General features: G+C 63.1%; 13 protein-coding genes. 6 read left to right on the forward strand and 7 right to left on the reverse strand.

The window, feature by feature from the left end:
• The first annotated feature begins 85 nt into the window (after window positions 1-85).
• Window positions 86-817, forward strand: a complete 732-nt coding sequence (locus B5J99_RS08560) for a hypothetical protein (protein ID WP_117352175.1) — start codon at window positions 86-88, stop codon at window positions 815-817.
• Window positions 818-943: a hypothetical protein gene (locus B5J99_RS19985; RefSeq protein ID WP_255352527.1), complete on the forward strand. Its 126-nt coding sequence runs from the start codon at window positions 818-820 to the stop codon at window positions 941-943.
• A gap of 52 nt (window positions 944-995) precedes the next feature.
• Here the strand turns inward: B5J99_RS19985 and B5J99_RS08565 are convergent, their stop codons facing one another.
• The 5 genes from B5J99_RS08565 to B5J99_RS08585 all read right to left on the reverse strand — a co-directional run bounded on the left by B5J99_RS08565 (window position 996) and on the right by B5J99_RS08585 (window position 5,116).
• The gene (locus tag B5J99_RS08565; protein WP_162892520.1) at window positions 996-1,322 is read right to left on the reverse strand and encodes an HNH endonuclease; all 327 of its coding nucleotides are present in this window, start codon (window positions 1,320-1,322) and stop codon (window positions 996-998) included.
• Window positions 1,323-1,332: 10 nt separating this feature from the next.
• On the reverse strand, window positions 1,333-2,688 hold the full coding sequence (locus tag B5J99_RS08570) for an amidohydrolase (RefSeq protein WP_162892521.1): 1,356 nt from the start codon (window positions 2,686-2,688) through the stop codon (window positions 1,333-1,335).
• 206 nt (window positions 2,689-2,894) lie between these two features.
• Window positions 2,895-3,290 (reverse strand): VOC family protein, encoded by a 396-nt coding sequence (locus B5J99_RS08575; RefSeq protein ID WP_069051492.1) that lies wholly within the window; start codon window positions 3,288-3,290, stop codon window positions 2,895-2,897.
• 51 nt (window positions 3,291-3,341) lie between these two features.
• The gene (locus tag B5J99_RS08580; protein WP_162892522.1) at window positions 3,342-4,427 is read right to left on the reverse strand and encodes a serine hydrolase domain-containing protein; all 1,086 of its coding nucleotides are present in this window, start codon (window positions 4,425-4,427) and stop codon (window positions 3,342-3,344) included.
• Between the two features lie 122 nt (window positions 4,428-4,549).
• Entirely contained in the window at window positions 4,550-5,116 is a 567-nt protein-coding gene (locus B5J99_RS08585) for a DUF3617 domain-containing protein (protein WP_054133595.1), read from the reverse strand.
• Between the two features lie 156 nt (window positions 5,117-5,272).
• Here B5J99_RS08585 and uvrB point away from each other — a divergent pair, with 156 nt between their 5' ends.
• The 4 genes from uvrB to katG all read left to right on the forward strand — a co-directional run bounded on the left by uvrB (window position 5,273) and on the right by katG (window position 10,497).
• Window positions 5,273-7,453, forward strand: a complete 2,181-nt coding sequence (gene uvrB, locus B5J99_RS08590) for an excinuclease ABC subunit UvrB (RefSeq protein WP_054133594.1) — start codon at window positions 5,273-5,275, stop codon at window positions 7,451-7,453.
• A 72-nt stretch (window positions 7,454-7,525) separates the two neighbouring features.
• A complete protein-coding gene (locus tag B5J99_RS08595; RefSeq protein ID WP_117352177.1) occupies window positions 7,526-7,813 on the forward strand; it encodes a type II toxin-antitoxin system RelE/ParE family toxin in 288 nt (95 codons plus the stop codon).
• A complete protein-coding gene (locus B5J99_RS08600) occupies window positions 7,782-8,102 on the forward strand; it encodes a HigA family addiction module antitoxin (RefSeq protein ID WP_117352178.1) in 321 nt (106 codons plus the stop codon). The genes B5J99_RS08595 and B5J99_RS08600 overlap by 32 nt, the downstream gene beginning before the upstream one ends.
• A 151-nt stretch (window positions 8,103-8,253) precedes the next feature.
• On the forward strand, window positions 8,254-10,497 hold the full coding sequence (gene katG / locus B5J99_RS08605) for a catalase/peroxidase HPI (RefSeq protein WP_117352179.1): 2,244 nt from the start codon (window positions 8,254-8,256) through the stop codon (window positions 10,495-10,497).
• 66 nt (window positions 10,498-10,563) lie between these two features.
• On the opposite strand, the gene B5J99_RS08610 is transcribed toward katG, so the two are convergent.
• Window positions 10,564-12,708, reverse strand: coding sequence for an AsmA family protein (locus B5J99_RS08610; protein WP_245991823.1), 2,145 nt, complete (start codon window positions 12,706-12,708; stop codon window positions 10,564-10,566).
• Between the two features lie 200 nt (window positions 12,709-12,908).
• Window positions 12,909-14,057 carry a hypothetical protein gene (locus B5J99_RS08615; RefSeq protein WP_054133591.1) on the reverse strand — a complete coding sequence of 383 codons (1,149 nt, stop codon included), beginning with the start codon at window positions 14,055-14,057 and terminating at the stop codon, window positions 12,909-12,911.
• Window positions 14,058-14,075 lie beyond the last annotated feature (18 nt).

Here is a 14,075-nt window from a genome sequence, read left to right on the forward strand (position 1 = left end):
GAGGGGGGCCACCCGCGCAGCGACCTGCGGTCGGCGTTCCCCCTCCCCGAGACAAGCTCGGGGAGGATTTTTTTAGGCCCCATGCATGCACCTGTTTGAAGCCCTGGTTGTTCTCCACGTCATCGCCGGAGCAACCGGGCTGATTGCGTTCTGGGTGCCGATCGCCGCGCGCAAGGGTGGCCCTGCGCACCGCAAATGGGGGCGGATCGGGACATACGCATTCCTCGCCGCAGGCACGCTGGCGGTTTTGATGGCGCTGCTCTCGCTCTACGGGCCCGAACAGCGGCTGCCGATGATCACCGACCGGGTGCTGTTTGCCGGGCTGTTCGGCTGGATGATGCTGTATCTGGGTACGCTCACCATCGGTTTTGCCATCTATGGCTTGGCGGTTGTGCGCCACCGCGCCAACCGCGCCGCGTTGCGCGGGTTCCGCTATCAGGCGATGTTCGGCGCGGTGATCGCCTCGGCGCTGTGGTGCGGCTATTTCGGGCTCAGCATCGGCCAGCCGTTGATGGCGGCGGTGGCAACGGTCGGGCTGGCGGCGGTGGCGACTCAGCAATTCTACGTCTGGCGTGCTTCACCCCCGCCGCGCGCGCATGTGCCCGAACATTTCCGCGCTTTGCTCGGCATGGGGATTTCCGCCTATACCGCGTTTCTCTCGGTCGGGCTGATCCGGTTGGTGCCCGATCATGTCTTCAACCCGCTTATCTGGGCGGTGCCCAGCATCATCGGTATCGGCCTGATCATCCGCTTCACGCTGGGCGCACGCCCGGCGCGGCGCGGTCAGCCGGGCCGGGCGCACAAGCAGGAGGCGTGAATGGGCGAATGGATCGGCAACAACATCGGCATCATCGAAATGGCCTTCACCGGGGCGGTCGTGCTGGGCCTGTGCGCATGGCAATACTGGCAGGTGCGCGATGCGGGCAAGCCACCCAAGGATTGATGGGGCCAGGGGTATCTTCCCACATCCGCTCAGCCTGGGCGGGGCTGGAGTATCACCGCTCCTTCTTCTTCGTCGGCGCGTTGAAGTCCGCAGGCTTTCCCGCCACCCAGGTCAGGAACTTCTCGACCTCAGGGTGATCGCGCAAGGCCTGCGGGTCGCCATTGGTGCGGGCAAGCTCGCTGTTGGTGAAATGCGCATGGATGGTGCGGTGGCAGATCGGGTGGACCGGCTCGCGGCCCTTGCCGCCGCGGCTCTTGGGCACGGGGTGGTGATATTCCACCACCTCGCCCAGATCGCGGCCGCACAGCCAGCACGGGACGGGCGCAGGCGCTCCCGCCTCGTCGTCCTCTTCCTCTTCCCAGGCGCGGCGTTTGGCCATCAGACGTGCATCAATCCGCTGTCGGGCCGTTGCCCGGGCCGAGCAGGTCGACCACCGCGGTCACCATCGCCTCTGTCGCCAGCGTGATCGATTCGCGCGGGGCGACCTTGAAGAACGGCGAGTGGTGCGCAGGAACCGGCGGTCCGCCCGCCTTGGCCGCGTCGATATCCGCCTGCGGGGTGCCGCCGACGTTGAAATACAGCCCTGGCACATCGGTATTGGGCGCGACGAAATAGGCGAAGTCTTCCGCGCCCATGCCCGTCTGCGGCTCGCTGGTCAGCAGCGCGCCGGTCCCGAACCGCCGTGCGAAGGTCTTGGTGATCCGCTCGGTCAGCGGCTTGTCGTTCACCGTCACCGGGGTCGATTCAAAGCCCACGCGCACCTTGGGCAGTTTGTCCTCGGGCAGGCCGTTCAGCCGTCCGACATTCTCGGCGATCCGCTTGATGCCATCAAGCAGGGTCTTGCGCACCTTGTTGTCGTTCGACCGCACGGTGAGTTGAAGTTCGGCCTTGTCGGAGATGATGTTGTGCTTGAACCCCGAATGGAACGATCCGACCGTCACCACGCCCGCTTCGAGCGGCGAGATCTCGCGCGAGATCAGCGTCTGCAGCGCAACGACGATCTCCGCACCGATCAGGATCGGATCCTTGCCCATATGCGGATAGGCGCCGTGGGTGCCGACGCCGAAGACTGTGATGTCGACCGAGTCGGATGAGGAGGCGGTGAGCCCCGGCTGGATCTCGATCTTGCCGGTGGGGGTGCCGGCCGAAACATGGAAGGCGAGCGCGTAATCGGGCTTGGGAAAGCGCGTGTAAAGGCCGTCTTCCATCATCTTGGCCGCACCGCCGATCCGTTCTTCGGCGGGCTGGACGACGAACACCACGGTGCCCTTCCACTGGTCCTTCATCGCCGCCAGCCGCCGCGCGGTGCCGACCATCGACGTGATGTGGGTGTCGTGCCCGCAGGCGTGCATCACCGGCTTTTCGGTGCCGTCGATATCGATCTGCTTCACCTTGGACGCATAAGCGAGGCCGCTGTCCTCGGCCAGCGGCAGGCCGTCCATATCGGCGCGCACCATGATCACCGGACCATCGCCGTTCTTCATGATACCGACGACACCGGTGGTGCCCACGCCCTCGGTCACCACCGCACCTGCCGCGCGCAATTCCGCCGCCATGATCTTTGCGGTGCGGGTTTCCTTGAACGATAGCTCGGGGTTGGAGTGGAAATCGAGGAACAGCTTTTCCAGCTTGGTGTCGTAATCGCTGGCAACCGCCTTGCCGAGCGCATCCTGCGCCTGCGCCGGTGCGCCAAGAACGAGTGCCATGGCACTGCCGACCAAGCCCCAAGCGGTTGCCTTATTCATCGATTTCCCCTTTTCCCCAGGCGTTCACGCGCCGTCCAAGCGACTATAGCGCTTTGAATCGCTTAATCTATCGTCATTCCCGCGAACGCGGAAATCCCGCTTTCATCGGCGCTCGCGCAGAAGCGGGACCCCCCGCGCTTGCGGAGGTGACGATAAAAGTTGCGCAAAGCAAACCGGCCAATTGCGCCGGAGAGCAGAGGGGCAAATCAGTCCGCCGGACCCACCTTGAATGCGCACAGCTTGTTGCCGTCGAGGTCACGGAAATAGGCGCCATAGAAAGCCTGGTCGCCTTCGGGTCCGCGCAGGCCCGGTTCGCCCTCGCAGCTGCCGCCCAGTTCCAGCGCCTTGGCATGGAGCATGTCGACCTTGGCGCGGGCATCCAAGGCCAGCGCGATCATGGTGCCGTTGCCGACGCTGGCTGGCTCGCCGTTATAGGGCCGGGTCACCGCGATGCCGGGGACGCCCCATTGCGTGCCGAACAGCGTGAAGCCGTTTTCCTCCATCCGCATCAGCTCGCTGCCACCCAGCGCACCGACCAGGCCTGCGTAGAATGCGCGTGCCTTGTCGAGATCATTGGTGCCAACCGTCACATAACCGATCATCGCTTATCTCCTGCCTGCTGCCCGTCGATTCGGGTTGCGCTTTGCAACCTATCACGGGCAAGCGACAAGACAATGACCTACGGGGTAATCTTCGGCATGGCCGGTGCTGATACGCACCACGCCCTGGCCGCCCGCGCGGTCGACCCACAGCCCGGCGCGCAGGCCATAGGCCTCCCCCGGATGACCGATCCACACCCGCCCATCGGCCTGCTCGATGCGCTGGACCCCCAGTCCAAAGGCGGTGAAATAGCCCTTGTCGTCATCGCCGTTGCTGCCGTCGAAGCGCCATTGCGCGCGGATCAGCTCGGCAAAGGATTGCGGGGTGAGCAGCCCATCGCCGCCACCCAGCAGCATCTGACCCAGCCGCGCCAGACCGCCTGCGGAAATGCGCAGACCGCCCTGCGGGCCAAAGGCCGATCCGTTCTGTCCGGACAGATAGGCATCGAGATCGCACCGGCCATCGCGGGTCGTCATCGATGCGCATTGCTCGGGCTGGGTGATCCAGTCGTCGCGCGCGATGCTGCCATCGGGGCGGTAGAGCGTGATCGCGTCCTTGCGCGCCTCGGTCTTGCAGCCCGACCAGTTGTAGCAGGCCGGGATGGCGAGCGGATCGAATACCTCTTCGGTCATGATCCGGTCGAACCGGCGCCCCGTCGCCGCTTCCATCACCGCGGCGACCACGGGATAATTGACATTGGCATAGCGGAAGAAGCTTCCGGGGGCGTGGCTCGCATCCCAGGCCTCGGGCTGGGCCAGCAGGTCGGCAAGTTTCGCATCGAGCGGGATGAAATAGCCCGCGTCATCGGTCAGCCCCGATTGGTGCGACAGCAGCAGCCGAAGCGTGATCTTGGTGCCGGGGTGCTGCGGGTGGACCAGTCGCCAGCCGAGATACAGCGAGACGTCGCGATCGAGATCGAGCGCCTGCTTGTCGACCAGCCGCATCACCGCAACGCCCACCGCGAGCTTTGAGATCGACGCGATCCGCACCGGATCGTCGAGTGTCGCCTCGCGCATCGAGGGCCGGTGGGCAAGGCCCGAGACCTTCGACCGACCGAGCTGGTCGGCGGTGAAGGTCAGCTCGATGCGGACATTGTCGTCGGTCTGCGCGGTGGCGGGGGCGGCGAAGGCCCCCAGCATCAGCGCTACCAACACCGTCATTTCCGCGAAGGCGGGAATCCCGCTTATGCGTGATGTCCAATCAGAAAAGCGGGAGCCCCGCTTTCGCGGGGATGACGGCACAACAGGCATGGACAGGTAAATCAGCCCTTGCACTCGCCGATGCGCTTGGCGCTGTTCTTCGCCTTGATCGTCATCGAACCACTCTGCGGCGATGCCATCACCATCGCCATCTGCATGTCATAGCTGGTGGCGGTGTAGGTGCCGGTCAGCTTGATGTCGCCCTGCTGGCCCGCTTCCTTGCCCTTGCAGGCGATGTCGGCATCGATCTTGCCGCCGGAAAGGTCGAACTTCTTGTAGGTGCACTCGTCGTTCTCGGCCCCGGCGAGGAAATCGGCGCCCGGCTTTTCGGCCTCTTCCTTGGTCAGGCAATTCTTGGTGGTCTGCACCTGGCCGACCATCTGCTTGACGATCGCGCCGGTCATGCCCTTGGCCTCGGGAGGGAGCTTGCTCTCGTCGAACTTCACATCGACGATCTCGACCTTGTTTTCCCATTCGCCAGCGCTGAACTTGATCGCTTCGGCTTCGGCAACGACCTCTTCCTTGCTGATCTTGCCGTCGCCATCCTTGTCCGCACCGCCGCCGCTGCAGGCGGCCAGCGCCACCAGCGGGAGCGCCAGGATCGATACAGTCTGCAACACCTTCATCATCTCATCTCCAAAAACCGGTTGGTGAACGCGCGACCGCATCTCCTGCGCCGAACCCTAGAGATGCCGTTTGGCGATTGCAATTGTCCCGGCATATCGCCCCGATTTGTCGGCTGCCTGCCCTTGCGCCGCGCCCTTCGCCTGCGCATATCCCGGTGCATGGCAGAACTGGTAATCCGACGCGGTCTTGAAGAGCCGCAAACCGATGGCACGTTCGTGCCGCACAAGCCGCAGCGCCCCGAAAAGGCCGAGGGCGGGCGCGCGTTCAAGCTGGTCAGCGAATACACCCCCTCGGGCGACCAGCCGACCGCGATCAAGGAACTGGTCGAGGGCATCAGGGCGCACGATCAAGACCAGGTGCTGCTCGGCGTCACCGGTTCAGGCAAGACCTTCACCATGGCCAAGATCATCGAGGCGACGCAGCGCCCCGCGCTGATCCTGGCGCCCAACAAGATCCTCGCCGCGCAGCTTTATGGAGAGTTCAAGAGCTTCTTCCCCGAAAACGCGGTCGAATATTTCGTCAGCTATTATGATTACTACCAGCCCGAGGCCTATGTGCCGCGCTCGGACACGTACATCGAGAAGGAAAGCTCGGTAAACGAGGCGATCGACCGGATGCGCCATTCGGCCACCCGATCGCTGCTCGAACGCGACGATGTGATCATCGTCGCATCGGTGTCGTGCATCTACGGCATCGGATCGGTCGAGACCTATTCGGCGATGATCTTCGACATCAAGGCAGGCGAGAGCGTCGACCAGCGCGAACTCATCCGCAAGCTTGTCGCGCTGCAGTACAAGCGCAACGACGCGAGCTTCACCCGCGGCAACTTCCGCGTGCGCGGCGATACGCTCGAGCTGTTTCCCTCGCACTATGAGGACGTCGCCTGGCGCATCTCGTTCTTCGGCGACGAGGTGGAATCGATCAGCGAGTTCGACCCGCTTACCGGCAGGCCCGGCGACAAGCTCGAGCGCGTGCGGGTCTATGCCAACTCGCACTATGTCACCCCCGGCCCGACGATGCAGCAGGCGGCAGCGGCCATCCGCTTCGAGCTGACCGAGCGATTGAAGGAGCTCGAGATCGAAGGGCGTCTGCTCGAGGCGCAAAGGCTCGAGCAGCGCACCAATTTCGACCTCGAGATGATCGCCGCGACCGGCAGCTGCGCGGGCATCGAGAACTATTCGCGCTTCCTCACCGGCCGACTGCCGGGCGAGCCGCCGCCGACCCTGTTCGAATATCTGCCGGAGAACGCGCTGCTGTTCCTCGACGAAAGCCACCAGACCGTGCCGCAGATCGGTGCGATGGCGCGCGGGGATCACCGCCGCAAGCTGACGCTCGCCGAATACGGGTTCCGCCTGCCCAGCTGCATCGACAACCGCCCGCTGCGCTTCAACGAATGGGACGCGATGCGCCCGCAGACGGTCAGCGTGTCGGCGACGCCGGGCAACTGGGAGATGGAGCAGACCGGCGGCGTGTTCACCGAGCAGGTCATCCGTCCCACCGGACTCATCGATCCGCCGGTGGAGATCAAGCCGGTCGAGGAGCAGGTCGACGATCTGATCAACGAGTGCAAGAAGGTCGCCGCGCAAGGCTACCGCACGCTGGTCACCACGCTCACCAAGCGCATGGCCGAGGACCTGACCGAATACATGCACGAGGCGGGGATCAAGGTCCGCTACATGCATTCGGACGTCGAGACGCTGGAGCGCATCGAGCTGATCCGCGACCTGCGGCTCGGCGTCTACGACGTGCTGATCGGGATCAACCTGCTGCGCGAAGGATTGGACATCCCCGAATGCGGGCTGGTCGCGATCCTGGATGCAGACAAGGAAGGGTTCTTGCGCAGCGAAACCTCGCTGATCCAGACCATCGGCCGCGCCGCGCGCAACGTCGAGGGCCGCGTGATCCTCTATGCCGACCGGATTACGGGCAGCATGGAACGCGCGCTCAACGAGACCGACCGCCGCCGTGAGAAGCAGGTGGCGTACAACGAAGAGCACGGCATCACGCCCACGACGATCAAGCGCAACATCGGCGACATCATCGCGCATGTCGCCAGCAAGGACAGCGTGCTGATCGATACCGGCGATGCGGACCGCCCGCACATGGTCGGCCACAATCTGCGCGGCTATATCGAGGAGCTGGAGAAGAAGATGCGCGCCGCCGCTGCCGATCTCGAGTTCGAGGAAGCCGGAAGGTTGCGCGACGAGATCCGCAAGCTGGAGGCGGAGGAGCTGGGGCTACCGGTCGAACAGCGCGTGGCTGCGCCGAAGGGCCGGGCGACCGAAGGCAAGCCGGGCACGCGCAAGATGCGCTACGGGAAGACGCAGCGGAAGTTCTGAGGGTCGCCGAAAACGTTGAATGGCGACAACCGAGTTGGCGCTGCATAAGCTTGGCTTTACGGAGAAGCCGAGATGATACGTTCATTTTCCGATGCCGAAACGGAGAAGATCTGGCAACGCAAGCCAAGTCGCAAACTGCCGCCGGATATCCAGGCCACGGCCTTGCGCAAGCTGCTGCAACTCGATTCCATCGAGCAACTTCAAGAGCTGAGGGTGCCGCGCGGCAACCGGTTTGAGCAGTTGAAAGGTTATCAGCCGTTGCGATATAGTGTGCGTATCAACGACCAGTGGCGGCTGACGTTCAACTGGTCCGACGGAGGTGCCCACGATGTCCGGATCGAGGACTATCACACAGGATGATGAGCGGCTGGACAACGTCCATGTCGGCGACATCCTGCGTGAAGATTTTCTGATCGGCACCGAAATTCCGGTAGAAGACGTCGCGGCAGGTTCCGGCATCGATGTGGACGAGATCATCGCCATCATGGATCGCCGGAAGGATGTGGATGCGCGCATCGATCTGCGCCTCGCCCGGTATTTTGGAATGTCAGACGGATTTTTCCTGAGGCTCCAAAACCATTGGGATATCGAGGAGGTCCTTCGTAGCGAAGGCGCAGAACTCGACCGGATCATTCAGCGGGCCGCCTGAACACGTCACAGGACACGCTACCGCCTCCAGCGCTCCTCCTGATCTAGTTTCTCACTAACATATATCAGGAAAATCGGTTTTCTAAATCAGGCGGGTTGGGCTTAACCTCTGGTGAACGGCGAATTCGCCGGTTTGCCAGGAGCCACAACCCATGAATCGCACATCTGTTTCCGTGTTCGCCCTGCTGGCGTTCAGCCTGTCCGCGCCTGCAGCGCTGGCGAGTGCCGAAAACGCCCCCACCGTCACCGATGCGCCCGCGCGCTCGGCTGCGATGTCCAACCAGGATTGGTGGCCCGAGCGGCTCGACCTGTCGCCGCTGCGCCAGCATGCTGCGGAGTCGAACCCGATGGGCGACGATTTCGACTACGCCAAGGAATTCCAGACGCTGGACATCGCTGCGGTGAAGAAGGACATCGAGGCGCTGATGACCACCTCGCAGGATTGGTGGCCGGCCGATTACGGCCATTACGGTCCGTTCTTCATCCGCATGGCCTGGCACAGCGCGGGCACCTATCGCGTCACCGATGGCCGCGGCGGTGCGGGCGGTGGCCAGCAGCGGTTCGAGCCGCTCAACAGCTGGCCCGACAACGTGAACCTCGATCGCGCGCGCCGCCTGCTGTGGCCGATCAAGCAGAAGTACGGCCGCAAGCTGAGCTGGGCCGACCTCATGGTGCTCACCGGCAACGTCGCGCTCGAATCCATGGGCTTCAAGACCTTCGGCTTCGCCGGTGGCCGCACCGACGACTGGGAGGCCGACAAGGTCTATTGGGGCCGCGAGAAGAAGTTCCTCGCCGCCGATCGCTATCATGGCGACCGCCAGCTGGAAAAGCCGCTCGCGGCGGTCCAGATGGGCCTGATCTACGTCAACCCCGAGGGTCCGAACGGCAACCCCGATCCGCTGGCAGCGGCGCGTGACATCCGCGAGACCTTCGGCCGCATGGCGATGAACGACGAGGAAACCGTGGCGCTGATCGCGGGCGGCCATACCTTCGGCAAGGCGCATGGCGCGCACAAGCCCGACGATTGCATGGGCGCCGATCCGGCAGGTTCCGCGACCGAACAGCAGGGCATCGGCTGGGTCAACAAGTGCGGCGCCGGCAAGGGCGCGGACACCATCACCAGCGGCCTGGAAGGCGCCTGGTCGGTCAATCCGATTGCCTGGACCAGCCAGTATTTCGACAATCTCTACGCGTTCGACTGGGTGCAGACCCGCAGCCCGGCAGGTGCGATCCAGTGGATCCCCAGCGACAAGAACGCGGCCAATCTGGTCCCCGATGCGCATGACAAGACCAAGCGCCACGCGCCGATCATGTTCACCACCGACCTGTCGATGAAGATGGATCCGGGCTATCGCAAGGTGTCCGAACGCTTCCACAAGGATCCGGACGCGTTCGCCGATGCCTTTGCCCGCGCCTGGTTCAAGCTGACCCATCGGGACATGGGCCCGCGCACCCGTTATCTGGGCGCAGACGCACCCAAGGTCGACCTGATCTGGCAGGATCCTGTGCCCGCGGTGACGCATCCGCTGGTCGATGCAAACGATGTCGCATCGCTCAAGTCGCAGGTTCTCGCCAGTGGCCTGACCGGGCCCGAGCTGATCCGCACGGCATGGGCGGCAGCCGCAAGCTACCGCGACACCGACATGCGCGGTGGCACCAATGGCGGCCGCGTGCGTCTGGCCCCTCAAAAGGACTGGGCGGTCAACAATCCGGCCGAGATCACCCGCGTGGTGAGCAGGCTGGAGGCGGTGCAGGCATCGTTCAACAAGGCGCAGAAGGGCGGCAAGATGATCTCGCTCGCCGATCTGATCGTGCTGGGCGGCAATGCGGCGATCGAACAGGCCGCAGCCAAGGCCGGGCACAGCCTGACCGTGCCGTTCACCCCGGGTCGCGGCGATGCCACCCAGGCGCAGACTGATGTCAGCTCGTTCGCATCGCTCGAGCCCACTGCCGATGGCTTCCGCAACTATTACAGTGCGGCCAGCGAGATGGCGCCGGTGGACATGCTGATCGACCGGGCCAACCTGCTCAGCCTGACAGTGCCCGAAATGACGGTGCTGGTCGGCGGACTCCGCGCGCTGGATGCCAATACCGGCGGGTCCAAGCATGGCGTGTTCACCACCACGCCGGGGCAGCTCAACAACGCGTTCTTCGTCAACCTGCTCGACATGGGCAGCAAGTGGTCGAAGTCGGCGGGCAATCCGGGGCTGTATGAAGGCCGCGATATCAAGTCGGGCCAGGTCAAGTGGACCGCAACCCCGGTCGACCTGGTGTTCGGATCGAACTCCGAGCTGCGCGCGGTGGCGGAAGTCTATGCTGCAAGCGACGGCGAGCAGAAGTTTGCCCAGGACTTCGTCGCAGCCTGGACCAAGGTGATGAACCTCGGCCTGATGTAAGGCTTGATGACCTGACACGAAGCGGCGGCGCAGGGGCAACCCTGCGCCGCCGTTTTCATGTCCCCGTCAGAAGATGCCGAGGAACTTCTTGTCGTCCCTCTTGCCGCTGGTCGCCTTCTTGCCGTTGCCGACATCGTCTCGCGGCTTGCCCTTGGTGGTGCGCTGGCCGGCGGCCCTTGCGCCCTGCAGAACCGGACCGCAGGCGGCAGACTTGGCATCGCCGACATCGACGAACGCCAGCAGCGCAGCAGGCGGCGCGGCGAGCACCGCCAGCCCCAGGCCCACGCCTGCGCGGCCCAGCAGTTCGGGGCTGATGACGTTGAGCTTGGCGGACGAGAAATAGCCGCCGATCTGCACCGGCGACTGGCCCGACACGAGGCTGAACTTCTTGCCATCGGCGCGGAAGGCCATGTCCATCTGCTCGGTGGCGAAGCTGAAGCCGCCGCGCCCGGTGATCACGTTCTTGGTGGTGTCGATCAGGATCGGGTCCGCCGCCGCCGCGCCCTTGCGCACGGTAAACGCGACCAGCCCGCAATTGATCTGCACCGGGTCCTTCAGCTTGTCCTCGAACATCTTCTGGACGAAGGTGCCGAAATCGAGCTCTGCCAGCTGGACGTTGCGCGTCCAGAAGGTGCCCTTGGGGATGACGAACGCCATCCGGCCCGATGCGCTGCCGAGCGAATCGTGCAGCGCGTCGCCATCGCCGGTCAGCTGGATGCGGCCCTTGACCGTGCCGGTGGTGCCCGCCTCGGCGACGCCGAACCCGCTGAGCAGCTGCGCCATCGGGGTCGAGGCCAGACGGATGTCATATTGCGTTCGCGCCGGGCGGCGGCGCCAATCGATGGCGATATCGGACTCAAGCTTGCCCCGCGCCATGGTCAGTATCAGAGGCGACAGCTTGAGCATACCATCATCGAGATCGACGGTGACCGAGATGTCGCTGATCGGAATGCTATCCGACCGCAACCGGGCAGCGGTGTAACGCACATCGGCGTCGAACACGCGCAGCCCTTCGGCGCGAAGGCTGGCATTGGGCAACAGACGGGCAGGGGCCGCACCGCTTTCCGCAGCCGCCGCCTGGACGCCGCGCGCCGCCACGACATCGGGATTGTAGCCGATAAAGGGTGAGACATCGATGATGTCGAGTGTCTTTGTCGCCAGCGTCGCATCGACATGCACCCGCTCGCCCGCCATGTTGACGGTGAATTTGCCCGCGATGTCGCTGTCGCCGAACGTGCCCTTCAGGCCGGTGAAGCGATATTCGCGGTCGTTCTTCACCAGCGTGGCATTGAGTTTGTAGGTCCGGGTGCGCGGGATGACGACGCCGATGATCCCCAACAACTCGGCGGCATTGCGGCCCCGCGCCCTGGTGGCCAGCGGTACGCCCTCGATATCGGCGAGACTGGGCAGGGTGCCCGAGATATCGATGATGTTGTTGGCAGCGCGCGCCTGCAGCTCAAGCTTGTTCTGGCCGCGCTGTACCGTGGCATCAGGGGTCAGCAGCGCGCCCTTGAGCGTGAAGGGGGTCGAGCGCAACGTGCCGTCGCCGGTGAACCGCACCGCCTGGCCGATTCTGGCATCGTTCGACACCACCGAGGCGAAGTCGAGATCGGTCAGCAGCTGGAGCACGGGGTCGCGGTATCGCACCTTGGTATCGCGCAGCGAAGCCCGGTCGATCGTCGGCAACTCCAGCGGCTTGGCATCGCCGCTGCTGTCGAATGTCCATGTGTTGGCGGTGCGCCGGGCGTTCCATTCGAGGTCGACTGCGCCGTCGGTCAGGTCAAGCCAGTACAACCGCCAGTTGCCGAGCAGCAGCGGCAGCGGCGCGATCCGGGTGTCTATCCTTCGCGCGGTGAACAGATAGGGGCGCGTCGCCCATTCCGGGTTCGAAACCGTCAGTCCTTCGGCGAAAAACTTGATCCTGAAAGGCGCGAAGTAGAGCTGGAAGTCCCCCTTCACCGCCACCTCGCGTTCGGTCAGCGATGAGGCGATGCCTTCGACCGGGCCCTTGAGAAAACGTCCCTTGGTGATGAACAGGATCAGCCAGATGGCAAACAGCGTGCCCAGCACACCGATCGCGATATTGCGCGCGATACGCAGACGGCGCTTGCGGCGTTCGGCGCTATCAGGCGGGGTCAGCTCCGACGGAGTGGGAACAGGCGCGGGGGTGACAGAAGCGGGATCGGATGCGTCGTGCGATGTCGGGTTCATTATTGCGCCTAGCACGAATGGCCCGAGCCTCTGCCCTTTTTTCCTCGGCTGGAAAGGAGCGCAGCTGCGGACGGCGGAAAAAAGCTGTCTGGAGCCAACACACGAACGGCCATATCGTTGCCCGCAGCTCCGATTTGCCCTTTAGCCTTCATGCGCGCAGTGTTTCGGCGGGCTGCGCGAATTCCGGTGGCGGCAGGACGTCAGCGAGGCCCGAAAAAGTCCTTCTTCAGCCGCGTGCGTTCAATATCATACCATTTGGGCAACTTGTTGATCAGCGTCTTGCTGACACCATCGTCGGTCATGATATAGGGTCGATCGACATAGTTCAGCTTCTCTTCGTAGAATTTCATGCAGTATTTATAGATGCTGTTCTTGTCGATCGGGTTCTTGCTGAACAGGAACTGGTCGGCGATGACTTCGGATGAATCGCTTTTGCTCATGTCGATCCAGAAGATCGGGTAGGGCAGGCCGCCCAGAACTCCTTGCAGAATTTCTGAGCCGTCATAGTTGATCTTGACATTGGATAGCGAACCGCCGTCGCCGGACAGTTCCGACAGGACGTAGAGGAACACCGCATCAATGCTCAGAACGAATTTTCTGGGTGTTGCCTTTTTGGTCAGTCGAAACCCGATATCGATCGCAGGGCCGATGAAATCGATCTCGACGCCATTTTTGACCGGGTTGCTCTCAAAGCCGTCCAGGATGTCCAGCAACTGGGCTGGAGACGTTCCAAGCTGATCTGCTTTTTGCGAACGGGTGGCGGCTTCCGCGCTTGTTGCTTTTTCCAACTTGGCATTATGCTCGGGCCCAGAGTTATTGCCATCCTGGCCCGAAAATCCTGAAAACTGGACGCCAACCAAAACCTTGTTCTGTATCGGAAATTCACCGACCCAGGCGGTCGATTTGATCGAAATCTCGGGATTCTTGAGATCCTTTTCGAACCTCTTGTAGAGCTCCTGGATCGCATTGATCCAGATGTCGATGCACTCTTTTGCCTGATGACGATTGGCCACGTATTTGCGGTAAACCAGTTCGTCGCCGATCGTTTTCCAAAGTATAGGCTTGGTGCCCAGCCTTTTTTCAACCAGCGTCGCATCCTTGAGGCTCAGCAGATGTGCCTTACGTTCGCTCCATTTCTTGTCGAAGCAATGTCCGAGACTGGTGAAAAAGAACTGCAGTGTCGTTGCCCACTCCTGCGTGTCAGGATGATGGACATTTCTCTTTCGCTGTTTGCGTTTCTTCTGCTTTAGGGCGGTTGATCCGACTAGGTCTGCACTCAGAAACAGTATCTGTTTGGGTTCGGCAAAGCGCACGAACTTCTGTTCAAGGTCATCATCTGTGATCGACATGCAAACGCCCCCGTTGCT

It is taken from the genome of Blastomonas fulva, from assembly GCF_003431825.1.
GTDB lineage: Bacteria > Pseudomonadota > Alphaproteobacteria > Sphingomonadales > Sphingomonadaceae > Blastomonas > Blastomonas fulva.

Coding starts and splice junctions, on each gene's coding strand:
- B5J99_RS08560 (WP_117352175.1), top strand. CDS start 86: ATGCACCTGTTTGAAGCCCTGGTTGTTCTCCACGTCATCGCCGGAGCA.
- B5J99_RS19985 (WP_255352527.1), top strand. CDS start 818: ATGGGCGAATGGATCGGCAACAACATCGGCATCATCGAAATGGCCTTC.
- B5J99_RS08565 (WP_162892520.1), bottom strand. CDS start 1,322: ATGGCCAAACGCCGCGCCTGGGAAGAGGAAGAGGACGACGAGGCGGGA.
- B5J99_RS08570 (WP_162892521.1), bottom strand. CDS start 2,688: ATGAATAAGGCAACCGCTTGGGGCTTGGTCGGCAGTGCCATGGCACTC.
- B5J99_RS08575 (WP_069051492.1), bottom strand. CDS start 3,290: ATGATCGGTTATGTGACGGTTGGCACCAATGATCTCGACAAGGCACGC.
- B5J99_RS08580 (WP_162892522.1), bottom strand. CDS start 4,427: ATGCTGGGGGCCTTCGCCGCCCCCGCCACCGCGCAGACCGACGACAAT.
- B5J99_RS08585 (WP_054133595.1), bottom strand. CDS start 5,116: ATGATGAAGGTGTTGCAGACTGTATCGATCCTGGCGCTCCCGCTGGTG.
- uvrB (WP_054133594.1), top strand. CDS start 5,273: ATGGCAGAACTGGTAATCCGACGCGGTCTTGAAGAGCCGCAAACCGAT.
- B5J99_RS08595 (WP_117352177.1), top strand. CDS start 7,526: ATGATACGTTCATTTTCCGATGCCGAAACGGAGAAGATCTGGCAACGC.
- B5J99_RS08600 (WP_117352178.1), top strand. CDS start 7,782: ATGTCCGGATCGAGGACTATCACACAGGATGATGAGCGGCTGGACAAC.
- katG (WP_117352179.1), top strand. CDS start 8,254: ATGAATCGCACATCTGTTTCCGTGTTCGCCCTGCTGGCGTTCAGCCTG.
- B5J99_RS08610 (WP_245991823.1), bottom strand. CDS start 12,708: ATGAACCCGACATCGCACGACGCATCCGATCCCGCTTCTGTCACCCCC.
- B5J99_RS08615 (WP_054133591.1), bottom strand. CDS start 14,057: ATGTCGATCACAGATGATGACCTTGAACAGAAGTTCGTGCGCTTTGCC.